This is a genomic window from Proteus vulgaris (genome assembly GCF_033708015.1).
Lineage (GTDB): Bacteria > Pseudomonadota > Gammaproteobacteria > Enterobacterales > Enterobacteriaceae > Proteus.
Genome location: NZ_CP137920.1, coordinates 495,920 through 512,490 on the forward strand (window position 1 = coordinate 495,920; position 16,571 = coordinate 512,490).

Sequence of the window (16,571 nt, forward strand, 5' to 3'; positions counted from 1 at the left end):
ATTATTCATATTTCTGAAGCATTTCACGTTTGTGTTTGGTTTCTGAAACCATCACGATAAGTAATAATACAACAGACAGCGCACTACCGCCGATCATGACCATAAAGCCACCATCCCAGCCGAAGTAGTCAACTGTGTAACCTACGATAGCACTTGCTGCAACAGAGCCCCCTAAGTAGCCGAATAGACCCGTAAAGCCTGCCGCTGTACCTGCTGCTTTTTTCGGTGCAAGCTCAAGCGCATGCAGACCAATCAACATAACAGGACCGTAGATTAAGAAACCGATAATTAACATACACGCCATATCAATATTCGGGTTACCCGCTGGGTTCATCCAGAATACGATAGTTGCGATTGTTACCAAGGTCATGAAGAACACGCCAGTCGCACCACGGTTACCTTTAAACACTTTATCTGACATCCAACCACATAACAGTGTGCCTGGAATACCCGCGTATTCGTATAAGAAGTAAGCCCATGATGATTTATCCATCGCGAAGTCTTTTACTTCACGCAGATAAGTTGGTGACCAGTCCAGCACGCCGTAGCGCAGTAAGTAAACGAACACGTTCGCGATTGCAATCATCCACAGAAGTTTGTTAGGGAACACATACTTCATAAAGATTTCTTTTGCAGTCAGTTCTTGCTCGTCTGTTTCTTTATAATCAGGTGGGTAGTCGTTTTTGTACTCTTCAATCGGTGGAAGACCACAAGATTGCGGGGTATCGCGCATTAATGCGAATGCAATCATTGCAACTAAAATTGCTGCAAATGCTGGCATATATAACGCTGCTTTCCAGTCGTTAAACCATGCCATACCTAATAAGAATAGTAATGGAGGTAAACCACCACCGACGTTATGCGCACAGTTCCAGATAGAAACGATACCGCCACGTTCTTTCTGTGACCACCAGTGCACCATGGTACGTCCACAAGGAGGCCAACCCATGCCTTGGAACCAACCACAAAGGAACAACAGAACGAACATTATCATAATGCTCGAAGTTGCCCATGGCACAAAGCCCATAAATAGCATCACTAAGGACGCTAAAATAAGACCTGCTGGTAAGAAATAACGAGGGTTAGCACGGTCAGAGAATGAGCCCATGATAAACTTAGAGAAACCATAAGCAATCGAGATCCCTGATAAAGCGAAACCGAGGTCACCTTTAGAAAACCCTTCTTCTACAAGATAAGGCATTGCTAACGCAAAGTTTTTTCTTACTAAATAATAAGCAGCGTAACCGAAGAAAATCCCCATAAAGATCTGCCAACGCAGACGACGATAGACAGGATCTATCTGCTCTTTTGGCAAACGCGCTTTATGTGGCGCAGGTCTAAACAGACTTAACATATTAGCCTCCGATGGCTTTATTTTAATATGTTGATATTAAATAATGACAAAACGAACAATGAAGTTATCAAAAAACTTTCTTTAACGAACTTAATAGTAAACTTATACAATCAAATTTACTGTGAGGTATTACTCAGTTGTCGAATAATTTTTCAAGATGTGCAATTTTGAGTGATATGTTAACTTTATCAAATACTTTTTGTTAAATAATTTGTGATTGGTATCACATATGTGGTTTTAATTTTTCACTCGTGAGCGTTTCTCTTTCGTTTTTGCTCATTATCAAACATTAACCACATTTTTTGTGTATCTTATACACTATAATTAACGCTAAAGAATAATTAAGCGTTTGCTGAATGTAATGTGAGAGGGCATCTCTATGATGAGCGGTTCACCAGTGACAGAAACTGATGTCATTATTATTGGCGGGGGAGCAACCGGTGCAGGCATGGCAAGAGACTGTGCACGCCGTGGATTACGTTGTGTCCTGCTAGAAAGACATGATATTGCAACCGGTGCAACCGGTCGAAATCATGGATTGTTACACAGTGGTGCGCGTTATGCAGTAACAGATCCAGAGTCAGCGCGTGAATGTATTGAAGAAAACATGATTTTAAAACGGGTCGCTCGTCATTGTGTCGAAAAAACGGATGGCCTTTTTATTACTCTTCCTGAAGATTCTTTAGAGTTTCAACAGACCTTTATTCAATCTTGCCAAGCTGCAGGTATTGATGCTCAAGCGATTTCACCCGAAGAAGCTATTCGCTTAGAGCCATCTGTTAATCCGAATTTGATCGGCGCAGTTAAAGTACCAGATGGTACTGTCGATCCTTTCCGCTTAACTGCTGCAAATATGTTAGATGCCCGTGAACATGGCGCTCAAGTACTGACTTATCATGAAGTCGTTGGGCTTATTCGTGAAGGCGATCGTGTTAAAGGCGTGAAAGTTTACGACCATCAAACGAAAAATTTGTATGAAATTCGCGCACAAATAGTTGCAAATGCGGGGGGGATTTGGGGACAAAAAATCGCTGAGTATGGCGAGTTAAAAGTGCGTATGTTCCCAGCCAAAGGGGCGTTGTTGATTTTGGGTCATCGTATTAACAATATGGTGATCAACCGCTGTCGTAAACCAGCTGATGCTGATATTTTAGTACCTGGCGATACTATTTCATTGATTGGTACAACATCAACTCGCGTACCTTATGATGAAATCGACAATATGTATGTTACCCCTGAAGAAGTCGATATTCTTATCCGTGAAGGTTCAATGTTAGCGCCAAAACTGGCTCAAACTCGAATTTTACGTGCCTATGCTGGTGTGCGTCCTTTAGTTGCAAGTGATGATGATCCTTCTGGTCGTAATGTTAGCCGTGGGATTGTTTTACTCGACCATGCACAACGTGATGGATTAGAAGGTTTTATTACTATTACTGGCGGTAAATTAATGACTTACCGTTTAATGGCTGAATGGGCAACAGATAAAATCTGCGAAAAATTAAATGTCTCTGCTAAATGTACAACCGCAGAAGAAGCCTTACCTGGCTCCCGCCAATCAGCAGAGCAAGCATTACGTAGCGTTGTTTCATTACCTGCGCCAATTCGTGGTTCTGCGGTTTATCGCCACGGTGATTTGGCGAATAAATTATTGAGCAATGAACGTAGCGATAAGAGTTTAGTTTGTGAATGTGAAGCCGTTACCGCTGGGGAAGTTCGCTATGCTGTTAACTCTTTAACCGTCAATAACTTACTTGATTTACGACGCCGTACTCGTGTGGGGATGGGAACATGCCAAGGTGAGCTTTGCGCTTGTCGTGCAGCGGGTTTATTAAATCGTTTACAAGTCACGACGCCTCACGAGTCAGAACAACAGCTTGCTCATTTCTTAAATGAGCGCTGGAAAGGTATTCGCCCCATCGCTTGGGGTAATGCGTTACGTGAAAGTGAATTCACCAGTTGGGTTTATCAAGGTTTATGTGGTTTAGATGCTGATATGATAGAAAACGCAGCTCCAGCGGAGGCAGATAATGAAATTTGACGTCATCATTATAGGTAGCGGGCTAGCAGGTTTAACCGCAGGTATTCGTCTTGCTGAAGCCGGCAAGTCTTGCGCAATTATCAGTAATGGTCAAAGTGCACTACATTTTTCATCAGGTTCGTTAGATTTGTTAACTCATCTTCCTGATGGTTCGTTAGTGACTCAACCTAAAAAAGCGTTGACAGCATTGGCGGAGCTTGCTCCTAAGCATCCTTATAGCCGAATGGGGGATATTCAGGTTTCAGCCTTAATTGAACAAGCCCAAGCATTATTATCCAGTACAAAAGGTCTTGAATATCAAGGTAATGGTGATGAAAACCATTATCGTATTACACCTGTTGGGCGTTCACGTATGAGCTGGATGAGTCCAAAACGTGTACCAACTCATGGTATTGATCAAGCATTGCCATGGAAAAAGCTGGCTGTTGTTGGCATTGAAGGCTTTTTGGATTTTCAGCCACAATTTGCAAGTAATACGCTGAATGAGCAAGGTGTAGAGTCTATTCCTTATCATATTCACTTACCGCTATTAGACAGATTACGTGATAACCCAAGTGAATTTAGAGCTGTCAATATTGCGCGCTATTTAGATAAGCCTGAAAATACGAAAGCATTAGCGGAAGAGCTGAAAAAGCATATCGATGATAGTGTTGAAGCCGTTATTTTACCTGCGTGTATCGGACTGGATGCCGAAGAGCCGGTGACGCTACTTCAAGAGCTTGTGGGCAAGCCTATCTGTTTATTACCAACATTGCCGCCATCACTATTAGGTATTCGCTTACATCAAGCGTTAAAGCAGCGTTTCCAAAAAGCTGGCGGTTTAATTATGCCTGGCGATCGTGCAGAACAAGTTGATTTAATTGGTAATAAAGTTACAGGTATTCATACTCGAAACCACACTGATATTCCTATTCGTAGTGAGCATGTTGTATTGGCAACAGGTAGTTTCTTCAATAATGGATTAATTGCAGAGTTTGATCGTGTTTATGAACCTTTGATGGAACTTGATTTGCTAGAGACATTACCACGCAATGAGTGGACACAAGTCAATGTCTTTGCAAAACAGCCTTATATGCGATTTGGTGTCGATACAGATAGCCAATTAAGACCGATGAAATATGGCGAAGTCTTAGAGAATGTTTACGCCATAGGTGCTGTATTAGGTGGGTTTGATCCCTTAAATGAAGGTTGTGGCGCAGGTGTTTCAATGATCAGTGCACTTTATGCTGCACAACAAATTTTACAGCACAATAAATCAGAACAGACCACATCTGCGGTTGTGGAGGCAGCACAATGAGTTTACATGATAACAGTTTTGAAGCGTGTATTAAGTGTACGGTTTGTACGACTTACTGCCCAGTTGCAAAAGTAAATCCTCTTTATCCTGGTCCTAAACAAGCGGGCCCTGATGGTGAGCGTTTACGTTTAAAAGATCCAATGCTCTATGATGAAGCATTGAAATATTGCACTAACTGTAAGCGTTGTGAAGTTGCTTGTCCGTCAGATGTGAAGATTGGTGACATCATTTCGCGTGCGAAACTGAACTACAATACAAAAACACCAAAACTTCGTGATGCTATTTTAAGTCATACTGATTTAATGGGAACATTATCAACGCCAATGGCGCCGATAGTAAATACTATTACAGGATTAAAACCTGTTCGTCAGATCTTGGATAAAGCACTTAAAATCGACCATCGACGTGAATTACCAAAATACTCTTTTGGTACATTTAGAACATGGATGAAAAAACAGGTTGAAGAACAGGCACGTTTTAAAGATCAAGTTGCCTTCTTTCATGGTTGTTATGCGAATTATAACCACCCACAATTAGGGAAAGATTTAGTTAAAGTATTCAACAAAATGGAGATTGGTGTTCAGTTATTGAAACGCGAAAAATGCTGTGGTGTTGCATTAATTGCGAATGGTTTTGTTAAACAAGCTAAAAAACAAGCCGCTGTAAACCTTGAATCTTTGACAGAAAAAATTGTTGAAAACAATATTCCTGTTGTTGCCACATCATCAACCTGTACTTTCACTATTCGTGATGAATATGAACATATTCTCGATATTGATACATCAAAAGTACGTGAAAATATTGAATTAGCGACACGTTATATTTATCGCTTATTAGAAGAAGGTCGTGAATTACCACTGAAACATACTCCACTAAAAGTGGTGTATCACACACCTTGTCATATGGAAAAAATGGGATGGGCTGCATATTCTATTGATTTAATTAAACGTATCCCTGGTGTTGAGGTCATTGTTTTAGATTCTCAATGTTGTGGTATTGCAGGAACTTATGGTTTTAAATCTGAAAACTACGATGTTGCTCAAGGTATTGGCGCAGGTTTATTCCGTCAAATTGAAGAGAGTGGCTGTGATTTGGTGATCACAGACTGTGAAACCTGTAAATGGCAAATTGAGATGTCAACGACGAAAAAATGTGAACACCCCATTAGTTTATTGGCAAGAGCATTATAAGTATTACCTATAAGATAATAAAAAAGTAATTGATTACTAAGATAACAAGCAGATAGGGAGTAAAAGAGGATCTTTTATTCCCTTTTTTTATATTCAATAAAAAAGATGTGAAATATAAGATAATAAGGAAATGACCTATCCCTAATATTGTGACGCACTGATTATGTAAATACTCTTATTTTTAATGAGAGATATAGGTGTTTTGATAAAGCCAAATATTTTGGATCTTTTTAAGTGTAATATTTTGCCCATCAACCAGCGAAAGCGCTTGTTTTCCCGCCTCGTTAATAATTGGAATATCTAATGCATGAGCTAATACGGTTGTATTAGACAGTGGATTCCCATGACTTAATAAAATACCTTTGATTTTGTTGGTATCAAGAGCCATTAATGTAGAGGGATGAAGCTGTTTTGTGACGAGAATTGCGTTTGTATATGGGGAGTGTGTGACAGGCGTAGGCGCTGAAGTTAAATAGCGTAGTAATCGAGATAAAATATCATCTAAATCACTTTCACGAGCACGCATATTATCATCATCCATTTGCGCATAAGTATCTATTAAATCAATGAAGGTCTGCTGTAAGGCAAATTCAGCATTACAGTGATGTTTGCTTATCATGCTACAGACAGTCAGTTGTAATTCGGCATTTTCTAATAAGAAACGGTGACTAGAAAAAATATGGGCATTTTGTTCTCCAATTTTGCGCTCTGCAGCTTCAGTTAACCAGTCGATATCCTTTTTGGAGCGCTCGATCGCTTTCACAAAACGTTTTTGCTCTTCAAGTAATAAATGAGAGGATATCTTTTTACGAGGGATCACAAAACGATGATAAGGATATAGCCAAACAGGCGCGGTGATCACTCTGACAGGTTCGTAATGTGTATTTTTAGGGTGAATATTAAAATGAGAAAAATTTTCGCTTAATCGCCGTTTTTTAATTATCACGGTTTTATGCGCTGCTTTTTCGGCTTCTTCAAGCGAAGCTCCTAATGCAATGCTATTGGCGGCAGCCAAGGTGCCTTCTACAATCGGTGCCGAACTTAATGTGACGTTAGTGGCAACGTTATGCTCAAGATTAGCGATAGCGAGTGCTGCATTTTGTGCGGAATGATAACTATCGAGTAAAACGAGTACACCTTGTTTGCTATAACATTTTTTAATTGTTGTAAGTATCGTTTCGGGTAACACTTCATGAGAAAGATCAGAGGGGGTTTGATAGTTGGTCGCAATGGCTATTTTTACTTGGTGATTTACAGTCTGATTAACGAGTTCTTTAATCCCATTGGCGAGTGTAAGACTCTTTGAAACTAATACGATACTGACCATAAAGCACCTTTTTTGTAAATACAAACAGGGAGATAAACACTCCCTGTTTACTCAGGCTTTAATAAAGCCATTCCCGCCCTAATTGGTCGGCAGTTAAAATCGCGGCATAAACTTTATCGGAATCGACGTCAAATGGCATGTTGTAAATTGTCTCACCTTCAGCACAACTTAACTCAGCAACCGCCATGATTTTTTCATTTAATTCATCGCCAGTGGCATTAATACCTAGCTCTTCTAACGTGACGGGTAGACCGACTAAAACACAGAAATCAAGGAACTCTTCTAACTCTTCTAATGGACTATTTTCTAACACTAACTGGACTAATGTACCAAAAGCGACTTTTTCACCGTGATACATGTTGTGACACTCTTCTAATGCCGTAAACCCATTGTGGATAGCATGAGCAGCGGCAAGACCTGCACTTTCAAATCCAATACCACTTAAAAAGGTATTAGCTTCAATAATATTTTCTACCGCACTTGTACAAACACCTCGGCTGACAGCGAGTTTAGCTTTGTATCCATCTTCTAATAACGTGTTATAGCAAAGTTCTGCAAGGGCAAGCGCCGCGAGCGTTGAACGCCCCCCAGCCATAGTCTGTTTTTGGGCATGACTGCAGGCTCTTGCTTCAAAGTAGGTTGCTAAAGCATCTCCCATTCCTGCCACCAATAAACGCGCGGGTGCAGAAGCGATGATATTCGTATCCATTACAACCACGTCGGGATTTGTTGGATAGAAAAGGTAACTATCGAATGCGCCTAATTCAGTATAAATAACAGAAAGAGCACTTGTGGGGGCGTCAGTAGAAGCAATGGTTGGGGAGATAACAACAGGAAGTTGGCATTTATAAGCAACAGCTTTAGCTGTATCAAGTGTTTTACCGCCCCCAACGCCGATGATCACAAGAGAGGCTTGTGCTTTTGCTAGTTCAGATAGTCGATTGATTTCGTTGTGTGTACATTCACCATTAAAAAGCTCAAAGTGTCCATTAACTTCATACTGAGACATACTATCTTTAACGGTACTACCGACGAGATCCATAACAAATTTGTCAGCAATAATCAGTGCTCTATCACCAAAAGGCTTTGCGTACTTACCAATGTGATATAGCGCGTCTGGTCCTTGAATATATTTAGCGGGGGATTGAATAACTTTTAACATAATAGACTCCTACTATTCGCAAAAGAGAGTAAAAAATCCTTATGGTGAAACTCGTCATCCAACTGACATATAACAATATGGAGATGTTTCAAGAATACATTAACAGTTTAATGGATGAACAAAATAATTTATTGTAAATAATTAAGGCTTTTTATATTAGCATGTGAAAAATATCCTAATACTGATATTTAAGTCATATTTTGTGAATTGTTTAACTAATCATGCTAATTAATTGCTATATGAAATATTTACGTAAAATAATAAATTTTCTCAGTCGGAATAAAGCTTCATAAAATTGGCTTATGAAGCTTTATTATTTGAATTATGACATTAATATCATTATTTTTTTGCGAGGAGAGACAGATTATGAGTGAATTTCAGCATAATCTTGTTTTTGATTTTCTTGTGCGAAAAAATAGCGCAAAATAAAATTCAATAAAATTCCATAAGCCGGCAAGAAAAACAGCATACAAATGGTTAATTTGAATGCATAGTCGACTAAGGCAATTTCAACCCAATTCGCCGCCATAAATTCATCTGTACTGCGATAAAAGGCAATAAAGAAGAAGGCAAGCGTATCAAGTAAATTACCAAAGAACATTGCTGCACTTGGTGCTACCCACCATTTCTGTTGTTGTCTTAAACGATTAAAAACAGACACATCCATAATTTGACCTAACACATAAGCCATAAAGCTAGCTGTCGCAATTCTTGCCACCATAATATTAAAGTCAGCTAATGAGGCAAATCCCTGCCAACTGCCTTGGAAAAAGAGCGTTGAGATCAGGTAAGAAATCGTTAATGCAGGTAGCATAACGGCGGTAATAATGCGTCTGGCAAGTGGTGCACCGTAAATACGTACCGTTAAATCTGTTGCCAGAAAAATAAACGGAAAGGTAAAGGCACCCCAAGTGGTATGGAAACCAAAAATGGAGATGGGTAATTGTACAAGATAGTTACTAGAAGTAATTATCAGGATATGGAACAGAGAAAGCCATAACAGTGCCACCGCTTTTTGGCGGGGAGTAAACGTATACATAAATTGTACCTTTTTAGTGATTGGGGTGAGGGAACCCAATAAAACAGTGATTTCTCTCTTAGATGAGAGGATGCGCATAATACGCCTGTTGCGCAACAAAAGCAAAGGTTAGCGAAAAACGCCGTAAACCCTCGCCCAGTGCGGGCGGGGATATAAGGCGAAAAGCCCGCAGGGCTTTAAAGATCAATCAAGCGTTGACTGGCTCTGAACGTAGGCTCTGAGTGTTTCAATCGTTGCCCCTCCGGTGCTACAGACAAAGTACGACCTTGACCACAAAAGTCCCGTTTTACTTTGCGTCCGTAAATGTGTGTTTTGCTGGCGCAGCAGGCGCGACGATACTGATTTCAGATTGTTGACCATCACACTGACCGCCAGTTTTGGCGGGTAAGCAACCAGCAGATGCACATGGTCAGGCTCTCCGTCCATCTCAATAATTTCGCATTCAAGTTTTGCCGCAGCGGAGTCAAATGCATCACGCAGTTGAGCGAGCATCAGTCCGTCAAATAGCTTACGTCGATACTTTGTCGTAAAGATCAGAGGCACGACCAGTTTACTGACACGGTGCCGCTTTCTGAGGGGTTCCGCCAGTAAATCATTATGATTACTCAATTGATATATTGCCCTAACATGTTAAAATAAAAACATTATATCAATGAGCGCTGATGATGTTAAGAGCAACAAAAGTACGCATCTACCCAACACCAGAACAGGCTGAATATCTCAACGCTCAGTTCGGTGCGGTTCGTTTTGCGTACAACAAAGCGCTGCACATCAAGAAAGACGCTTACCAGCGGCACGGCGTAAATTTAAACCCGCGTAAAGACCTTAAACCGCTGCTTGCCGTGGCGAAAAAATCCCGCAGATATGGGTGGCTTAAAGAATATGATTCAATTGCATTGCAGCAGGCGGTGATTAACCTTGACGTGGCTTTCTCCAACTTTTTTAATCCGAAACTAAAAGCCCGTTTTCCCACGTTTAAAAGTAAGCATGGCAGACAATCTAGCTATCATTGTGTCGGGATCAAAGTCATTGATGGCGCGATAAAAATCCCGAAAATCGCACCGATTGAAGCGCGTTTACATCGTGAAATTACGGGGGCGCTGAAAAGTATCACACTGAGCCGCAGCGCAACCGGAAAATACTATGCGTCACTACTCTGTGATGACGGGGTAGAAGCACCGGCAAAGCCAACATTGATATCAAATATCACGGGGCTTGATGTGGGGCTGAGTCATTACGCCATCAAATCAGACGGCAATAAGATTGCTAATCCGCGCCACCTTATCAATGCCAGCCGTCACCTACGTCGAAAACAAAAAGCCTTATCTCGCAAGCAAAAAGGGAGTGCTAATCGCCGTAAAGCCCGAATACAGCTTGCAGGTGTACACGAACGGGTAGCCAATGCCCGTGCTGATTTTCAACACAAACTCTCTCGTGCAATTGTTGACGAAAACCAAGCGGTAATTGTAGAGACACTGAAATCGGCGAATATGATGAAAAACCACTGTCTGGCTCGCGCTATCGGTGATGCAGGCTGGCATGGTTTTATCACAAAGCTGGAATATAAAGCCGCAGAAAAAGGCGTCCATCTGGTAAAACTGGATCAATGGTTTGCCAGTTCGAAAACCTGTCATTGCTGCGGTCATAAAATGTCAGAAATGCCACTACATAAGCGTATCTGGCAATGCCCTGAATGTGGAGTTGAACATGACCGAGATATCAATGCGGCAATCAATATCCGACACAAGGGCATATTGGAATTACACGCGGCGGGACTCGTCGTTTCAGCCCATGGAGACCCGCGTAAATCCGTCGTACAGAGGGTTGCGGTCTGAGAAGTGGGAAGCCTCGCCGTTTACGGCGGGGAGCAGTCACGAGGAATACCTTTGTGCTTAATGTGCCGTGATGTGAACACGAAAGCGCGATATAATGACACAATCTGTCAGTATAAGAAGAATGGTTAATAGAATGAATGCTCAATTTGATGATGCAACTAAGACATTAGATACTCTAGGATTACGTTGTCCTGAGCCAGTAATGTTAGTTCGTAAAACGATAAGAAATATGGCATTAGGCGAGACGCTTTTAGTCATTGCGGATGATCCTGCAACAGTACGTGATATTCCTGGTTTTTGTCGCTTTATGGAGCATGATTTATTAAATCAAGAGACTGAATCTGCCCCTTATCGCTATCTTATTCGTAAAAAAGAGAGCAATCTGTAATTTACATTGTAAATATTGCTTACCTGCGCGCTAAAAAATAGCCCAAACTCCAACTTAGCTGAAGTTTGGGCTTTGTGATTTTAGTGTACTTACTTTTTATTTGAGGTGTTAACTTTTACTCTTAGTAGCCTTACCGCATTGGCTGTAACTAGTGCGGTTGCACCGGAATCAGCAAGAACGGCAACCCAAAGTCCAGTGATACCTAATAAGCTTGTTACTAAGAATATCGCTTTTAAGCCCAGTGCTATGGCGATGTTTTCACGGATAATTTTACGTGTCGCACGAGATAATTTAATAATTTCAGGTAAGCCCGTTAAACGGTTATGTGTTAATGCAGCATCCGCTGTTTCAAGTGCAACATCAGTACCGCTTCCCATCGCGACACCAATGGTGGCCGCTTTCATTGCTGGCGCATCATTGATACCATCGCCCACCATCATTGTGTTATGCGTTTTGCTAATTTCCATTACTGAAGTCACTTTATCTTCGGGCAGTAATCCAGCTCGGAAATCCATACCTAGTTTTTTCGCAATAGCAGCTGCTGCTCTTGGATTATCACCCGTTAGCATAACGGCATTGATGTTCATCTCTTTCAATAATTTCATTGATTCAACAGCATCACTGCGTAAAGTATCTTGCATCGCAATAACACCGATAAGTTGGCTCTCTTTTAAGACAACAACAACGGTTTTACCTTCATCTTCAAGACGTGCAACTTCTTGTTGCCATTGAGAAGAGAGCGATGTCGCTTCTGATAATTGAGAAGGGGCGCTCACTAGGATGTGTTGACTATTTAAATAACCTTCAATGCCTTTACCCGCTAGCGCTTTACGCTCTTGTGCTTCAACAACAAGCACTCCTTCATCTTGTGCTTTATTGATAATTGCTTTTGCTAATGGATGATGAGAGCCAATTTCGACGGATGAAGCAAAAGTCAGCACTTCTTTTTCATTAAATCCAGATTCAGCTACAATATCAGTAACTTGAGGTTTCCCTTCTGTTAATGTACCCGTTTTATCTAATGCGATAGTATTAACTGTGCCTAATTGCTCTAACGCTGCACCGCCTTTGATCAACGCTCCGCGTTTAGTTGCTGCCGCTAATGCTGAAGTGATTGCCGCTGGTGTTGAGATAACCAAAGCACAAGGACAACCAATGAGTAATAGCGTTAAACCGCGATAAATCCATGTTTCCCACGGTTGTGAAAACAACAGGGGGGGAACAATGATAACCAGTGCGGAGAACAGCATTATCGCAGGGGTATAGTAACGGCTAAAGCGGTCAATAAAGCGTTCAATAGGGGCTCTACGCTCTTCAGCTTCTTCAATCAATTGCAAAATACGGTCGATAGCATTTTGCCCCTGCTCAGATACCACCTTCATCTGTACCGATCTATCCACAGATAAACAACCCGCAGCCACTTTTTCACCTTGTAGGCGTTCTACTGGTACGGATTCACCGGTTAATGCACTTTCATCAAAGCTTGCAAATGCGCTGACTAATTCTGCATCTGTTGGTAAACGAGAACCTGGGGCAATTTCGATAATATCGCCAGGGCGCAGTTGCGCAACAGGAACTGTTTGTTTTTTGCCATCTTTGATTAATGTCGCTTCTTCTGGCACCAATGCCATTAATGCACTTACACCACGACGAGCACGCCCTGCGGCGTAAGACTCTAACATCTCGCCAATCATAAACAGCAAAATAACCATTGCGGCTTCTTCGGTAGCATTAATAAAGAGTGCCCCAATTGCGGCAACGCTCATTAATGTTTCGATAGCGAATGGTGTACCACTGCGAATAAGTTGTAAGGACTTTTTCACAATGGGGAATAAACCAATTAAGGTGGTTGCAATAAAGGCAGCACGGCCGGCTTGAGGGTCAATAAACTCTGCACCCCAGCTAATGACCATTAAAAGCGCCAAGACAATAACAAATGCGCTCTCTTTTAATAAGCTCTGCTTAGCGACTTTTTGGGATTGAGGTGATGAGAGATCAAAAAGTTCAAAACCTGCACTGTTAATTGCCGCGATCACGTCAGCGCGTAGATCGCTATCTGCATCAACGACCAATTTTTCAGTGGCAAAAAGGACTTTTGCTTGTTTTACACCCGCGACTTTAAGTGCGGCTGTTTCAATTTTTTGAGCGCAACTCGGACAATCCATTCCTTGCACTTTCCAACTAAAGCGTTGCTGTGCAATCTTTTCTGGCTCAATGTTAGAAACAGGGGCGTTGATATCACAGCTTGCATGAGCATGATTGTGCCCATCGTGATTATGTTCGTGAGAATGCTCGTGATGATGCTCATCCTCGCATTCAGGATCACTTTTATCTATCTTAGTATGAGAATGTCCGCTTTCTGTATGTGAGTGCGTACTATTCTCAGAGTGACCTGAACAGCATTGAGAGCTTGAGCAGCAAGCATCGGTATGTTTATGATTATCGTGTTGATGAGCATGTTTAGTCATAACTGGCTCTCCTTGTTCAACAAAGTAAAGTCTAAATTCATTTCTGATAAGTACTTTACAGCTTGGAGTAGAGTCCAGAGTCAAGATATCAACGGTATATTCATTGGCAAAAAGTGCTAACTAGGTCAAAAAATTAACCCCTCATTCTATTTTGTAAAGACAAGGGGTTAATCGATACTAAAGAAATAAAGCTCTAACAATGAAGAAATGCCCAATAAAATAACAGGCGCTGACAAGCCCTTTGGATGCTGAAAATGAGAAGCGGAAGCGATTAATTAGCCATATGGAGTAAGCAATTACTAACAGGAATGAACCCACCATGACTGACAAGTTGTAATCATTGCTTAAGTAGAAGAATTTTTCACCTGCAATCCAAAACATAGCAAATGCCGCTAATAAAGTTAACGAGGCTGGAATTGCTAATTTATCGAGCTTAGTCCAGACAATCGCTAAAATGATAATGAAAGCAAGAATAACGAATCCAAGTAAAGGAAGATAGAAAGAGAGTTGGAGCGGTAGTAAAAAGCTTACCATATAAAGTATATAGCTCAGAAAAACCAAAGCAAAAGAAGGTAGTAAATACTTACTATCAAAAATTCTTAAGATATCAGAAAGTAGTGTCGCTAATAATGCACCTACAATAAGGTAGCTATTAATATTGTGTTCGGGAACTTGCCATGCCCAAAGTAATAAAAGGAGTAACGTGATAGGACGGAATAACCATTGTTGCCAATTAGGGCCTCGATATGCGGCATCGATATAAAGCCATCCGGAGAATAATACGGCGAGAAAAGGCCAACTCATAATATCTTCCTTATATTCAGAACTGTTTTATTATTCATAACAGAAAGATTAATTTAAGAATAGCGGTTAATGACGAAATTGATGGACTTATTAAAATAATATAAAGCACACTATTTTTTTGTCCATATAACGATAGGAACTAATGTAATGAATAAAGCGGCTATTTTAGGAATTGCGATACTAATCATAATTATAGCGTCGGCAACTTATCGTTTTTTTGAACAAAAAAAACAGCGGATAAGTGACGATAATTCGCCTATTAAACTTTATATGGTTGAAATAATTGATAAAAAAGAAATTGCAGCAAATGAACGGCGCTCAAGAGAAAATGACGTTAATGGTCCAGAAACAACATATTATTATCAAGTTACTTTTCGTTTAACTACTGATGAGCGTAAAGATTTAGTGTTAAAAATTGATAAATCATCTTATCAAGATATCGAACCTGGAATGAAAGGACGTCTATTTATGCAGGGAAGTCGTTTTATTAAGTTTGAAACAGATATGCCAAGTAATGATCAAGACAATAAATAAGATAATATATTCATGATATTGGCAATCTCTGGGGCTAATTGTCGACCCCAGATAATTGCGAGGGTATAACACTATTTATGGCTGCTGTTTGGTTTTGTTTTTCTGTTTTTCTTCGTATTCTTTACGTAATTCTTTTTGTATTTTTAAGAGTTCAAAGATCCCAAAGAAGAAAACACGAAATTGTAATGCTGTTGACGGTTTTTGATCTTTAGGTTGTCCTGCTTTATACATAACGATTTGTAATCCATGCATGATTACCATAAAAATCAATGCGATATCCATAAAATATTTTAGAGGCTTAGGAAATGGAGACATAATATTTAAAAGTAGAAAGCCCCAAACACCGATCATTAAAAATCGGCCAAAAAAGATTAACATAGCAGCTCCATAAAAAATTAAGCAGATAAACTGCGAATATAAAGACGGTACGCGACTTGTCCTGCGATCTTCTCTCTATGCAATGTCCAATGAGTCGGAATTGTATAAGTCTGCGCTTTAACTTCTTCCTCAATATAAATATAGCAATCTTGTGCTAACCAATTGTTATTTTCTAATAATTGGATAGTGTCTGACAACATGCCTTTATGAAAAGGAGGATCTAAAAAAATGACATTATAAGGTGAACCTTGTTTGGCGAGATATGACAGTGCACTGTCTTGAATGACATGTCCATTCTCTGCATTAAGTAAGGTTAAGTTTGTGGTAATTTGTTGGGCGACTGCGCGTTCATATTCGATAAACGTGGTTTCACGCGCATAGCGAGAGAGGGCTTCAATACCTAAACCACCGCTTCCTGCAAAACAGTCTAGGCAGCGGGCATCTTGGATAACAGGCATTAGCCAATTAAAGAGTGTTTCTTTCACTCTATCCGTTGTCGGTCGTAATCCTTGGCTATCAAGAACAGGAAGTTTACGACCACGCCATTTTCCCCCAATTATTCTGATTTGTCCCATTGAGGCTTTTTGTGGTTTTTTGGCCATATTATTTTGATTTATATCGTTTAAACGTGAGTTCTGGAGTGTCTTTTAGAATAAGGGAACCGTGTCTGTCGTTATATCGATGACTTCCCTTGATTTAATCAGCAATAATTTACCATAAAATTCGTATAAAAGATGCGTTTATCCATGATCAAATG

Annotated in this window: 15 protein-coding genes; 6 read left to right on the top strand and 9 right to left on the bottom strand. The window is 40.5% G+C overall.

The window, feature by feature from the left end; translation table 11 throughout:
• Window position 1: 1 nt before the first annotated feature.
• Window positions 2-1,354 (bottom strand): glycerol-3-phosphate transporter, encoded by a 1,353-nt coding sequence (gene glpT / locus SB028_RS02500; RefSeq protein ID WP_069368227.1) that lies wholly within the window; start codon window positions 1,352-1,354, stop codon window positions 2-4.
• 379 nt (window positions 1,355-1,733) lie between these two features.
• On the opposite strand from glpT, the gene glpA reads away from it, so the two are divergent.
• The 3 genes from glpA to glpC are packed head-to-tail and all read left to right on the top strand — an operon-like array spanning window position 1,734 to window position 5,879.
• Window positions 1,734-3,392: an anaerobic glycerol-3-phosphate dehydrogenase subunit A gene (glpA, locus tag SB028_RS02505; RefSeq protein ID WP_260663932.1), complete on the top strand. Its 1,659-nt coding sequence runs from the start codon at window positions 1,734-1,736 to the stop codon at window positions 3,390-3,392.
• Window positions 3,382-4,689 carry a glycerol-3-phosphate dehydrogenase subunit GlpB gene (gene glpB / locus SB028_RS02510; RefSeq protein WP_069368228.1) on the top strand — a complete coding sequence of 436 codons (1,308 nt, stop codon included), beginning with the start codon at window positions 3,382-3,384 and terminating at the stop codon, window positions 4,687-4,689. Before glpA ends, glpB begins: the two co-directional genes overlap by 11 nt.
• On the top strand, window positions 4,686-5,879 hold the full coding sequence (gene glpC / locus SB028_RS02515; RefSeq protein ID WP_069368229.1) for an anaerobic glycerol-3-phosphate dehydrogenase subunit GlpC: 1,194 nt from the start codon (window positions 4,686-4,688) through the stop codon (window positions 5,877-5,879). The genes glpB and glpC overlap by 4 nt, the downstream gene beginning before the upstream one ends.
• 181 nt (window positions 5,880-6,060) lie before the next feature.
• Here the strand turns inward: glpC and SB028_RS02520 are convergent, their stop codons facing one another.
• From SB028_RS02520 to tnpA, 4 genes are all read right to left on the bottom strand, one after another.
• Window positions 6,061-7,206, bottom strand: a complete 1,146-nt coding sequence (locus tag SB028_RS02520; protein WP_069368230.1) for a phosphoenolpyruvate-utilizing N-terminal domain-containing protein — start codon at window positions 7,204-7,206, stop codon at window positions 6,061-6,063.
• Window positions 7,207-7,264: 58 nt separating this feature from the next.
• The gene (locus SB028_RS02525; protein WP_248620532.1) at window positions 7,265-8,368 is read right to left on the bottom strand and encodes a glycerol dehydrogenase; all 1,104 of its coding nucleotides are present in this window, start codon (window positions 8,366-8,368) and stop codon (window positions 7,265-7,267) included.
• 364 nt (window positions 8,369-8,732) lie between these two features.
• Complete coding sequence (locus SB028_RS02530) at window positions 8,733-9,407, bottom strand: 7-cyano-7-deazaguanine/7-aminomethyl-7-deazaguanine transporter (protein WP_069368232.1); 675 nt, start codon at window positions 9,405-9,407, stop codon at window positions 8,733-8,735.
• 183 nt (window positions 9,408-9,590) lie between these two features.
• Window positions 9,591-10,016: an IS200/IS605 family transposase gene (gene tnpA / locus SB028_RS02535; protein ID WP_318859765.1), complete on the bottom strand. Its 426-nt coding sequence runs from the start codon at window positions 10,014-10,016 to the stop codon at window positions 9,591-9,593.
• Between the two features lie 56 nt (window positions 10,017-10,072).
• On the opposite strand from tnpA, the gene SB028_RS02540 reads away from it, so the two are divergent.
• Both SB028_RS02540 and tusA read left to right on the top strand, forming a co-directional pair.
• Window positions 10,073-11,242 (top strand): RNA-guided endonuclease TnpB family protein, encoded by a 1,170-nt coding sequence (locus SB028_RS02540; protein WP_318860131.1) that lies wholly within the window; start codon window positions 10,073-10,075, stop codon window positions 11,240-11,242.
• A gap of 133 nt (window positions 11,243-11,375) precedes the next feature.
• On the top strand, window positions 11,376-11,630 hold the full coding sequence (gene tusA, locus SB028_RS02545; RefSeq protein ID WP_069368408.1) for a sulfurtransferase TusA: 255 nt from the start codon (window positions 11,376-11,378) through the stop codon (window positions 11,628-11,630).
• Between the two features lie 89 nt (window positions 11,631-11,719).
• Here tusA and SB028_RS02550 read toward each other — a convergent pair whose 3' ends face one another.
• Together SB028_RS02550 and SB028_RS02555 are read right to left on the bottom strand one after the other, a co-directional pair.
• The gene (locus SB028_RS02550) at window positions 11,720-14,098 is read right to left on the bottom strand and encodes a zinc/cadmium/mercury/lead-transporting ATPase (protein ID WP_069368407.1); all 2,379 of its coding nucleotides are present in this window, start codon (window positions 14,096-14,098) and stop codon (window positions 11,720-11,722) included.
• A 177-nt stretch (window positions 14,099-14,275) separates the two neighbouring features.
• Complete coding sequence (locus SB028_RS02555; protein WP_069368406.1) at window positions 14,276-14,902, bottom strand: lysoplasmalogenase; 627 nt, start codon at window positions 14,900-14,902, stop codon at window positions 14,276-14,278.
• 147 nt (window positions 14,903-15,049) lie between these two features.
• Here SB028_RS02555 and SB028_RS02560 point away from each other — a divergent pair, with 147 nt between their 5' ends.
• A complete protein-coding gene (locus SB028_RS02560; protein WP_069368405.1) occupies window positions 15,050-15,436 on the top strand; it encodes a DUF2500 family protein in 387 nt (128 codons plus the stop codon).
• A gap of 75 nt (window positions 15,437-15,511) precedes the next feature.
• Here the strand turns inward: SB028_RS02560 and SB028_RS02565 are convergent, their stop codons facing one another.
• Window positions 15,512-15,814, bottom strand: coding sequence for a DUF1145 family protein (locus SB028_RS02565; RefSeq protein ID WP_069368404.1), 303 nt, complete (start codon window positions 15,812-15,814; stop codon window positions 15,512-15,514).
• 17 nt (window positions 15,815-15,831) lie between these two features.
• Entirely contained in the window at window positions 15,832-16,416 is a 585-nt protein-coding gene (gene rsmD / locus SB028_RS02570; protein WP_069368403.1) for a 16S rRNA (guanine(966)-N(2))-methyltransferase, read from the bottom strand.
• Window positions 16,417-16,571 lie beyond the last annotated feature (155 nt).